The 10,141-nt window shown below is 64.7% G+C and carries 10 protein-coding genes and 1 pseudogene; 2 read left to right on the forward strand and 9 right to left on the reverse strand.

The window, feature by feature from the left end:
- Nucleotides 1–507 precede the first annotated feature (507 nt).
- Nucleotides 508–705 (forward strand): annotated as a pseudogene (locus tag D472_RS29600) (IS30 family transposase); the annotation flags it as partial.
- Between the two features lie 134 nt (nt 706–839).
- On the opposite strand, the gene purL reads toward D472_RS29600, so the two are convergent.
- The 5 genes from purL to purS form a co-directional block, all read right to left on the reverse strand.
- A complete protein-coding gene (purL, locus tag D472_RS26405; RefSeq protein ID WP_017606995.1) occupies nt 840–3,134 on the reverse strand; it encodes a phosphoribosylformylglycinamidine synthase subunit PurL in 2,295 nt (764 codons plus the stop codon).
- 81 nt (nt 3,135–3,215) lie between these two features.
- On the reverse strand, nt 3,216–3,749 hold the full coding sequence (locus tag D472_RS0124105; RefSeq protein WP_017606996.1) for a hypothetical protein: 534 nt from the start codon (nt 3,747–3,749) through the stop codon (nt 3,216–3,218).
- Between the two features lie 30 nt (nt 3,750–3,779).
- Complete coding sequence (gene purQ / locus D472_RS0124110; protein WP_017606997.1) at nt 3,780–4,475, reverse strand: phosphoribosylformylglycinamidine synthase subunit PurQ; 696 nt, start codon at nt 4,473–4,475, stop codon at nt 3,780–3,782.
- 295 nt (nt 4,476–4,770) lie between these two features.
- Nucleotides 4,771–5,250, reverse strand: a complete 480-nt coding sequence (locus D472_RS0124115; RefSeq protein ID WP_017606998.1) for an ATP-binding protein — start codon at nt 5,248–5,250, stop codon at nt 4,771–4,773.
- 214 nt (nt 5,251–5,464) lie between these two features.
- Nucleotides 5,465–5,707: a phosphoribosylformylglycinamidine synthase subunit PurS gene (purS, locus tag D472_RS0124120; protein WP_017606999.1), complete on the reverse strand. Its 243-nt coding sequence runs from the start codon at nt 5,705–5,707 to the stop codon at nt 5,465–5,467.
- Nucleotides 5,708–5,983: 276 nt separating this feature from the next.
- On the opposite strand from purS, the gene D472_RS0124125 reads away from it, so the two are divergent.
- On the forward strand, nt 5,984–6,619 hold the full coding sequence (locus D472_RS0124125; RefSeq protein WP_017607000.1) for a sigma-70 family RNA polymerase sigma factor: 636 nt from the start codon (nt 5,984–5,986) through the stop codon (nt 6,617–6,619).
- A 359-nt stretch (nt 6,620–6,978) separates the two neighbouring features.
- Here D472_RS0124125 and D472_RS0124130 read toward each other — a convergent pair whose 3' ends face one another.
- From D472_RS0124130 to D472_RS0124140, 4 genes are all read right to left on the reverse strand, one after another.
- Complete coding sequence (locus D472_RS0124130) at nt 6,979–8,016, reverse strand: CPBP family intramembrane glutamic endopeptidase (RefSeq protein WP_051046068.1); 1,038 nt, start codon at nt 8,014–8,016, stop codon at nt 6,979–6,981.
- A gap of 224 nt (nt 8,017–8,240) precedes the next feature.
- Nucleotides 8,241–8,750, reverse strand: coding sequence for a hypothetical protein (locus D472_RS0124135; RefSeq protein ID WP_239643043.1), 510 nt, complete (start codon nt 8,748–8,750; stop codon nt 8,241–8,243).
- Between the two features lie 226 nt (nt 8,751–8,976).
- Complete coding sequence (locus D472_RS27920) at nt 8,977–9,489, reverse strand: hypothetical protein (RefSeq protein ID WP_083903568.1); 513 nt, start codon at nt 9,487–9,489, stop codon at nt 8,977–8,979.
- 1 nt (nt 9,490) lies between these two features.
- The coding region (locus D472_RS0124140; RefSeq protein WP_017607003.1) for an alpha/beta hydrolase at nt 9,491–10,141 on the reverse strand (651 nt) is incomplete at its 5' end.

Consider the following 10,141-nt stretch of genomic DNA (forward strand, 5'->3'; position numbering starts at 1 on the left):
GCCAGGACCAACCGGAAACTCAGGGCGCTGGCCGGGCGGTCGTGGCTCCCCAGAGCCCCCTTCAACCTGCCGCGTCTGGCGCGTTCCATGTGTGTCCACCTCCTCCACACAGTCCTACCCCAGTCCGTCCCGCTTTACGGATCGGGGTGCGGCCCAACGGCTGTCCCGGTGCCCGAGTGATTCAGCGATTCATACCTTCGTCCTTGTTCGGTTCGAAAGTCTTCTGAGATCGCCTCGACCCGTCGGCGGGACCCTTGCCTTTGCCTGCGACGGCCTTCAGGCGGGAGGCCCCGCCCTGTTCGGCTTGCCGGTGTTCTTCGCCGATCCGCACTCGCTGTGGCAGCGTCCCACTAACGAGAACACGAACCGGCCAAGGGGGCTCGTGGAGCTCGACGGATTCTCCAGTGCCATCTGATCGACGTCATCCACCGGGCGATGCTCTCGGATCGCGCTTGCTGGGATCACCAGATCACTCAGCACCATCTCGCTGCTTGACATAGAAGCGTCAACCGTCTGATCCGAGAGTACCTGCCCAAGGGCACCGACATCCCCCAGCACCAGCCGTACCTGACCGCGATCGCCGAAGAGCTCAACACCCGGCCGCGGGCGTGTCTGGGGTTCTACACACCGCAGGAGAAGATGCAGCAGCTCCTGCTGGATTCCCGGGACAAGGATCAGAGCGAGGGTGTCGCTTCAACGAATTGACACCATCCCCTTGTACAGCGAATTTTTGATCCGATTGGCCCGTGAAACCCTATCGGGTACCGTTCAACTGATCAGGGTAAGCGAAAGGGGACGCCCTCTTTCGCGAGCGTCCCCTTTTCGCGGCGGGCCCAGGCCTACACGCCGTCCATCACGGTGGGAATGGCCGCCTCATAGGAGGTGCGCAGTTCATCGAGACCGACCTCCACGACACCGCCCGGGTGGGTCACCGTCAGGCCGTCGCCGCCCACGGTGCCGATCTGGGTGATCGGAACGCCGTGCTCGCCGGCCAAGGCCACGAACGCCTCCTCCCGACCCGGCTCGACCGCGACGATCGCGCGGGCACCGGACTCGCTGAACAACTCGGTGAACGCGTCACCGTCCAGCTCCACCCGCAGGCCCTTGCCTCCGCGCAGCGCGGACTCGGCCAGCGCCACGCCCAGACCACCGTCGGACAGGTCGTGCGCGGCCACGGCCAGACCCTGCTCGGCGGCGGTGACCAGCACCTCGCCCAGCGCGGCCTCGGCGGCCAGGTCCACCTGCGGGGGCAGTCCGCCCAGGTGCTCGTGGATCACGTCGGCCCAGGCCGAGCCGCCGAACTCGGGGCGGGTGGTCCCCAGCAGGAAGACGCGGGAGCCCTCGGAGTCGAAGCCCGAACGCAGCCGGGTGTTCACGTCGTCGATCACGCCCAGCACACCGATCACCGGGGTCGGGTTGATCGGCACCTCACCGGTCTGGTTGTAGAAGCTGACGTTACCGCCGGTCACCGGGGTACCCAGCTGTTGGCAGGCGTCGGCCAGACCACGGGTGGCCTCGGCGAACTGCCACATCACCTCGGGGTCCTCGGGCGAACCGAAGTTGAGGCAGTTGGTGACCGCCAGCGGACGCGCGCCGGTGGTGGCGACGTTGCGGTAGGCCTCCGCGTAGGCCAGTTGGGTGCCCACGTACGGGTCCAGCCGGGTGAACCGGCCGTTGCCATCGGTGGACAGCGCGACCCCGCGATCGGAGTCGTCACTGATCCGGATCATCCCGGAGTCGTGCGGGGTGGAGAGGACCGTGTCCCCGCGCACGTAGCTGTCGTACTGCTGGGTGATCCAGGTGGGGTCTCCCACACCAGGGGCGCCCAGGACTCGCAGCAGCTGGTCGCGCAGCTCGGTGTCGCCCTGGGGCCGGGGCAATTCGGCGGCGTCGTCGGCCTGGAGGGCGTCTTGGTCCTTGGGGCGCGTGTACGGGCGCTCGTAGACGGGGCCCTCGTCGGAGGCGGTGCGCGGCGGCATGTCCACGATGGTTTCGCCGTGCCAGGTCATCACCAACCGGCCACCGCGCTCGGCCTCCTCGGGGGTCACGTCGGTGACCTCGCCGATCTCGGTGGCCACGATGCCCCACTTGTCACAGACGGCGAGGAAGTCGGCCATCTTGCCGGGCTCCACGATCGCCATCATGCGTTCTTGCGACTCACTCATGAGGATCTCCTCGGGGGTGAGCCGGTGGTCGCGCAGTGGGACCTTTTCGAGCTGGACGTTCATGCCGCCGGTACCACCCGCGGCCAGCTCGGTGGTGGCGCAGGAGATCCCGGCCGCACCGAGGTCCTGGATGCCCACCACCATGTCCTGGGCGTACAGCTCCAGGCTGCACTCGATGAGCAGTTTCTCCATGAAGGGGTCACCGACCTGGACACTGGGCCGCTTGGCGTGCGACTCCTCGTCGAAGTTGGCGCTGGCCAGCACGGAGGCGCCCCCGATGCCGTCGGGGCCGGTGGTGGAACCGAAGAGCACTACCTTGTTGCCGGGGCCGGGAGCCTGCGCCAGCTTGATGTCCTCGTGCCGCATCACACCCACGCACAGGGCGTTGACCAGCGGGTTTCCGAGGTAACCGGGGCCGAATCCGATCTCGCCGCCGATGTTGGGCAGGCCGAGACAGTTTCCGTAGAAGGAGATGCCGGAGACCACTCCGGGCAGCACCCGCTTGGTGTCATCGGCTTCGAGGGGACCGAAGCGCAGTGCGTCCATCACCGCGACGGGGCGGGCGCCCATGGTGAGGATGTCGCGGACGATGCCGCCCACCCCGGTGGCCGCACCTTGGTGCGGTTCGACGAAGGACGGGCTGTTGTGTGACTCGATCTTGAAGGTGACGGCGCGCCCGTCACCCACGTCCACCACGCCCGCGTTCTCGCCCATGCCCACCAGCAGGGCGCCGTTTTCGGGAGCCTTCTCCCCGAACTGACGCAGGTGCACCTTGGAGGACTTGTAGGAGCAGTGTTCGCTCCACATGACCGAATAGATCGCCAGTTCCGCGGCGGTGGGTCGACGGCCCAGGATCTCGTGGACCCGTTCGTACTCGTCCTTGGCCATACCCAGTTCGGCGTACGGCTGAGGGGCGTCCGGGGTGTCGTGCGCCGTGGCGACGGTGTCGAGACCGGGTACTTCAGACATGCGGTGATTCCGTTCGGGTATCGCGGAGGTGCGCGGGGTGGTCTGGCCGAGCCTTGGCCGTGTCCGCCGCCCGGCGCCGGATCAGTAGGCGGGCGTGCCCGCGTTGCCCAGCATGAGGATCGGTAGGGCGTCGCCCCCCGGAGCCGAGGAGTCGGCCACCAGGGTGTCGCCGTCGGTGAGGACGGAGTCGGTCAGTTCGATGTCGTCTGCGGATTCGGCTTCCGGCGGGAGTTCCTGACGCCAGCCGTTGGCGAGCAGGTGCTCGTACACCGTCCCGATCGCCTCGTCCGAATCCATGTCGAGTTCCTCGCCGTCCTCGCCGGCGACGAGGATCAGCCGGAAGCACACGTTCTGGGCACAGTGCGCCTCGTCCTGGTCCACGTAGGTGAAGCCGGACGGGGGAGTACCGAGGGCGCCGACCTCGGGAGGCGGTTCCTGCTCCTGGCCTTGGCCACCGGGTTGCCCCTGCCCCTGTGGCCCTTGGTTCTCGGGAACACCCACGGGGTTGGTGTTGAAGGACTGGAACAGGCCGATGGCGCCGGAGACCACGAGGCCGACCACGACCAGGCCCACCAGTAGGTACATGGTCTTGCGGGAGCGCAGCAGCGCCATCATCGCGAGGATCGTCCCCCTGTCAGGTGTGTGTCAGGCGTGGGCCGGGGCACCGGCCGCCAGGTGGCTCAGGATCGAGGTGAAAAAGCCCAGGCCCTCGGTGGAGGGGCCGGTCAGGGCCTCGACGGCGTGTTCGGGGTGCGGCATGAGCCCGACGACGTTGCCGTGCTCGTTGGTGACGCCGGCGATGTCGCGACGCGAACCGTTGGGGTTGGCGCCGACGTAGCGGGCGATGACACGGCCCTGGGACTCGAGCCGGTCCAGAGTGGCCTCGTCGGCGACGTAGCTGCCTTCGCCGCTCTTGAGGACCACCAGGATCTCCTGGCCCTCCTCGTAGTCGTTGGTCCAGGCGGTGCGCGTGTTCTCCATGCGTAGGACCTGGTCACGGTTGACGAACCGCAGCGAGGAGTTACGGGTGAGCGCGCCCGGCAACAGGTGGCTTTCGCACAGGATCTGGAAGCCGTTGCAGATGCCCAGGACCGGCAGGGCGCCCGAACGCGCCGCAGGGACCAGTTCGGACATCAGCGGGGCGAATCGTGCGATGGCGCCGCAACGCAGATAGTCGCCGTAGGAGAAGCCGCCGGGCAGGACGACGGCGTCGACCCCCTTGAGGTCGGCGTCGTCATGCCAAAGGGGGACGGGTTCGGCACCCGCCAGGGAGACCGCGCGAGCGGCGTCCTTGTCGTCTAGGGAGCCGGGGAAGGTGACGACGCCCACACGGGCTGTCATGAGCACACTCCGAGATCGTGGTTCTACGGGAGAAGTTCGGTGCCCGACCCCGCCACGAGGACGGTGGGTCCGCTACTTCCGCAGCGTACCCGCTCGTCTGTACTCGGGTACGACCCTCACCCCTTTTCAGGTGCGTACGTCTGTGTGATCCTCCCAAGGAAGGCCCGTGTCCAGGGGGTGTGGGTGTGCGACCGAACAGGTCCGGTGTCCTACGTCACGCTCCCCATGGGGGTGGTGAGACGTGGCCGTACCCGGGGTGGACGCCACGGGTACGGGGTCGGTGCTCCGACGTCGTCTACAACAGGGCGAATCGGGTTTGCGGGACCTCTCCCCCGAACGCCTGATCATCGGTGAGGTCACAGGCGGTGACGCGTTTGCGCAGGATGACGGTGGTGCGCGGCTCTCCGCTGAAGGCGACTTCGTCCATGAGGTAGCGCATCAAGGAGATGCCCCTACCGGATTCCTCTTCCAGGCCAGGCAGATGCGCGTGGTCAGAAGTGAATCTTCGTGCGAGGGCCGTGCCCTCCGGCACGCGACCGGCGTGGGAGACGCGAAGTTCACACCACCCGGGTGCGAGTTCGGCCTCGACCTCGTAGTCGTCGGCCGGCTCCCCATGTTCGATGGCGTTGGCGCAGGCCTCGGAGACTGAGAGGAGGATGTCGTCCACGCACCCTTCACACAGCCCCGACCTGCGAAGGAGAGCGCCGAGTACGTCGCGTACGACGGAGACCGTGTAGGCCCGTCGTGGGAGGGAGATCGAGAAAACGGTCGTCATCCGTGTACCTCTCGTGCTCCTGTCGGTGATCAGCTCGGCACGTTAGAGAACCTTCCCGAGGCCGCTCCCGGTAAAACGGAACAGCCGCGCCCTCAAGGGACGCGGCTGAACAAGTCGGGCACTTCCGGCACGTGGTCCCACGGTAGGTCCGTCGGTACCGACCGATGTCGGCCGGCGGTGTTTTCGTGACCGTGCCGGCGGGGATCCTGGGAGGTCAGGCCGGGCGGACCTCGAAGTCCTCGATCACGGTGTTGGCCAGCAGGGTCTCGGCCAGGCGCCGAACGTCGGCGAGCTTGGCCTCGTCCACCTCGCCCTCGACCTCGACCTCGAACCGCTTGCCCTGACGGACCTGTTCGATCCCCTCGAAACCGAGGCGGGAGCAGGCCCCGGCGATGGCCTGACCCTGGGGGTCCAGGATCTCGGGCTTGAGCATGACGTCAACCACGACGCGGGCCACGGGTCCTCCACAGAAAAACGGGTAGGGCGATCGGTCCACCGTGCGAAGGGCGCTTCGTCGGGAGGCGCCCGGTGGCGACGTCAGAGTACGGCACCCGAGGGGGCGGGTGCGTACCGGTCGAGCGCCACCCTGCGTCTTTATCGCATACTTACCGGTTCCGGCGATGTCTTGGGTGATCCCGTGACCCTTATCACGTGGATTGATGTCATCATTGGGAAGGTGATGCTGCGTCTAACAGTGTGGAAGTGATCGTTCCGGTCGTCCCGAGGGGGAATCTTGACGACTCTCGAAAAGGACCACATCTCCACGGCCGGTGAGACCCGCGACGAGGAACAGACGCTCGACTTCGCCACCGCGGTCACACCGTTCGCAGACCAGCTCTATCCGACGGCCCTGCGCATGACGCGCAATCCGTCCGACGCCGAAGACCTCGTACAGGAAACCTTCGCCAAGGCCTTCGCCAATTTTCACCAGTTCCGGGCCGGCACCAACCTAAGGGCCTGGCTCTACCGGATTTTGACCAACACTTTTATCAATACTTACCGTAAGAAGCAGCGGGAGCCTCGTCAGGAGACCACCGACGAGATCAAGGACTGGCAGCTCGCCGCGGCCGAGACGCACACCTCATCGGGGATGCGGTCGGCCGAGACGGAGGTCTTGGACCGTCTGCCGGACTCCGACATCAAGCAGGCCCTGGCTCGCCTTCCGGAGGAGTTCCAGGAGGTCATCTACCTCGTGGACATCGAAGGCTACGCCTACAAGGAGGTCGCCGAGCGCATGGGCACGCCCCTGGGCACGGTGATGTCGCGGCTGCACCGGGCACGCCGCCAACTGCGCGAGATGCTCGCCGACTACGGCCGCGACCGCGGCATGAAGGTGCCGACTCCCAAGGCACGCGCCGCCGCCGAATAATCGGTGGCCAAGGGCCCGGACCTCGGGCCGAGGAAGGTCCGAGAATCCTTTCGGACTCGGTGAGACCAACGTCCCCGGTGACGTTCCGGGTGGCCACGTTCCCCTCCAACGAGTGGTTTCAACACACCCGAAGTAGAAGACGCCCGAAGAAACGGCGAATCGCGTTCCCCGAGTCCTCGGAACCGGATATCACGGGCAAGCCACCGACGTCTCTCACTCGAACCACGGCGGCAGTGACCCAGAGTCGACGTCGCTTGTCCTCAGCATGCCCGAAAACCGGGCCCCAGCGAGGACCGAATACCTTTTCGAAGGATCGAACCGGCGTCAGGGGCCAAAATCCCGTAACGCCGGGCGACTAATCAGAGGTTTCTTTCCACCACGTGTGCGGGCTCGGCCTCCAACGGGGTCAGGGCCGGTCCCGTCCGTCGCGTGCGCAGCCACACCACGGCCGTGATCGCGATGAGCAGGACGCAGGGCACGAGCATGACCGGTGACCCGGCGCCCACCGACCGATCCATCCCCTCCATGAAGTCGGCACGAGTGATGATGGTGATCAGGAAGGCGAGCGTGTTGTTCACCGCGTGGATGACCACGGCGACCTCCAGACCGCCGGTGCGCCAGGTGATGAGGGCGAGGGTGACGCCCATCGTGAAGTAGTACAGGTTGAGCCACGGGTCGAACGCCAGGTGCGCCACCATGAACAGCAGACTCGACACCACCACGCCGAGGATGAGACCGGCGCGCGCCCCGCGCCCCCAGCTCGCGGCGACCCGGAAGACGAGCCCGCGGAAACCGTACTCCTCACCGGCCGACTGCAAGGGTGCCAACAGCAGGGTGATGGCGAACATGGCGATGAGGTCGGCGAACAGCCAGGAGGACTCCTCGTAGGGCGAGAAGGCGGAGAAGGCGGCCAGGTAGATCGTCCAGATGGGCAGGATCACCAGCAGGGTTCGCCCGAACACGTCGGCCCGGAAGAGCGACCGGACCGAATGCAGCGAGGCGCCCTTCACGCCGTAGAGCCACCGCTGGATGAGCATGCTCCACGGCCACAGCAGGGCGAGCCCGAGCAGGCCGGAGGCCTGGGCGATGGGGGTGAACTCATCGCCGCCCAAGAGCACGCTGGACCGGCCGAGCGCCAAGTCGACGAAGGCGCCGAGGAACCCGAGGACGAAGGAGAAGGCGAGCATCCCGCCGATGAAGAGCGCGAGGGCGGCGATCCCTCGCCAGATCCGGCGCTTGTCATCGGCGAGGACGCGGTGGTAGGGCACCCCCGGCGGGAGTGGGCGCGGGCCGCGCTTTCGCTTCGTCCCGGGCGGTGGGTGCTCCGGGTGCCCACTCGGGGCCCTCAGAGCCGCCTCGGTCGGTCGCGCGGAGAGGTGTTCGTCATCGCGGTTCATGCTTTCGAACCTAGATTCAGCGGATGGTCCACGGTAGTACCGACGATCATGAGGTTCCTCCGCGTTTCGCAGCGGCCCGTGCATGACGGATGTCATGTGCGGCGAAGCAGCACTTGGCAGCGACATCGACCCTGTCTCCCCACGGCTCGACTCAGCGGCCTTGGTGCCGTTCGGGCTGGTCGGCGCCGTTCGTTCGGGTAGTGCCTCGACCTGTAGCGGCTACCTCAGGGGTTCGGTGTGCCTTCGGGCCATACGCAAGGAGAAGAGGCGCCGATGGAGAGACTGCCCTGGTCGCTGACACGCAGGAATGCTGCGAAGGAATATTCGTCTTCGACCGTAATCGATGACTTTTCTGGGCGTTCGTCCCGCAGTACTTGGTAGCCGTTGTTGATCCAGTAGTCGTAAATGCGTTCGATGTTGGTTTCGTTGTCTTCGATGGGGAGTCCCCGGACCCACAGCCTTTCGCTCACAGTGACCCTGTCCTTCGGTCCGCCGTCTGTGGGGTCGTCACAGGCGGCGAAAAGGGTACCTCGTCGGGTCTCGAGTTCGGCTTCTTCTGGGAGTGAGGACATGATCCCGTCAATGTGTTCTTGGACTTTTTCGGCGGCTTGGTCTTGGGTGATGGTTTCTTTCATTCCTGCCATGTATCCGCATCCGGTGCTGTAGATCGTTAGCATGAGGGCGGCGATGGTGGTGTAGGTTGCGGCTTTTAGGTGGATCATTTTCTTGGTCACTCTTGTTTTGGTCGGTGATGATCTCGCTCCTGTGTTTGCTTAAACTGTTATGTTTCTTGACTTGCTGGGTGGGTGGCTTTGAGTGGTGTGTGCTGGATGGGGTGCGAAAAAACCTGTTTAGATGGTTTCTCATCCTGTCGTAGGTATGTCGGTAGCCCGGTCTGGCTCATGCTGTGAAGGGTGATCGTGTCCGGCTGAGGGATTTCTGAGCCGGGTGTCCTCGTCCTTAGGAGTTCGGTGTGCCTTCGGGCCATAAGCAAGGGGAAGTGACGCCGATGGAAAGACTCCCTTTGTTGCTAGTTTGAATAGATGCATGGAAATAATCTTTTTCGTTTTCTACGGTTACGAAAAGCTCATCAGGGCGTAGATCGTGAACTACGTGGTAGCCATTATTGATCCAGTAGTCATACACTAGTTGGATATTACTTTCGTTTTCCTCCATGGGGAGTCCTCGGATCCACAATCTTTCTCCGACAGTGACTCGGTCTTTCGGGCCGCCGTCTGTGGGGTCGTCGCAGGAGGCGAAGTTCATTCCCTGTCGTTTTTCGAGTTCGGCTTCTTCTGGGAGTGAGGACATCACCCCGTTGATGTGTTCCCAGACCTTTTCTGCGGCTTCGTCTTGGGTGATCGTCTCTTCCATTCCTGTCATGTATGCGCATCCGGTGCTGTGGATCGTTAGTGTGAGGGCGGCGATGGTGGTGTGAATTGTTGTTTTTAGTCGATTAATATTTTTGTTCATTTTATTGTCCAGCGATGATCTTGCCCATGTACTTCAGGGAGAGCGAGCCTTCCTTGAAGTATTCTGAGTGGGCGGTTCCGAGAGGAAATGATCCTCCTTCGCTTCCCTTGTCGGACTTGAAGACGGTCGCTCCGAAGTCGGGGCTGGTGGGGTCTGTGCCATGTGTCAGATCGGTGAAAGCGGTGATCCCGTCGTTCTTGGCTGTTGAGGCGTGCACGTTCTCGGGGAGGAACCCGAGTTCGGAGGCGTGTTGGGCGTTCGCGCCTGGGCTTCCTACCAGGATGATCTTGTCGGCGTTGAGGCCGGCTTCGCTCTGTGCGGTGTGTCCGACGACGGTGGAGCCGTAGCTGTGTCCGATCACGGTGTTGTTCGACTGTGTGGTGTTCTCATGGGTGGCACGAAGGCCGTCCTGGAAACGGCTCAACTCATCGACCGCACCTTCGGCTCGGCCTGGCCCTGTTGCTTCGGCGACGTTGGGTGCGTCGTAACCGATCCAGCTGATCGTGGCATGGTCGGCATCCTCGTCTGCCTCGTCGGCCGCCTCCATAAGCCAGTCAGCTCGGCCCATTTGGGTGTCGATGCTCTGCCAGGTGGTCGTGGTGCCCGGGACGAGGGTGGCGACGTTGTCGGCGGTGTCGGGGTTGCCGTTGGA

It is taken from the genome of Nocardiopsis alkaliphila YIM 80379, from assembly GCF_000341005.1.
GTDB classification, from domain to species: Bacteria; Actinomycetota; Actinomycetes; order Streptosporangiales; family Streptosporangiaceae; genus Nocardiopsis; species Nocardiopsis alkaliphila.

Bases quoted from the DNA above. Each gene is read 5' to 3' on its own strand.
- purL (WP_017606995.1), bottom strand. From the start codon at position 3,134: ATGTCTGAAGTACCCGGTCTCGACACCGTCGCCACGGCGCACGACACC.
- D472_RS0124105 (WP_017606996.1), bottom strand. From the start codon at position 3,749: ATGATGGCGCTGCTGCGCTCCCGCAAGACCATGTACCTACTGGTGGGC.
- purQ (WP_017606997.1), bottom strand. From the start codon at position 4,475: ATGACAGCCCGTGTGGGCGTCGTCACCTTCCCCGGCTCCCTAGACGAC.
- D472_RS0124115 (WP_017606998.1), bottom strand. From the start codon at position 5,250: ATGACGACCGTTTTCTCGATCTCCCTCCCACGACGGGCCTACACGGTC.
- D472_RS0124130 (WP_051046068.1), bottom strand. From the start codon at position 8,016: ATGAACCGCGATGACGAACACCTCTCCGCGCGACCGACCGAGGCGGCT.
- D472_RS27920 (WP_083903568.1), bottom strand. From the start codon at position 9,489: ATGAACAAAAATATTAATCGACTAAAAACAACAATTCACACCACCATC.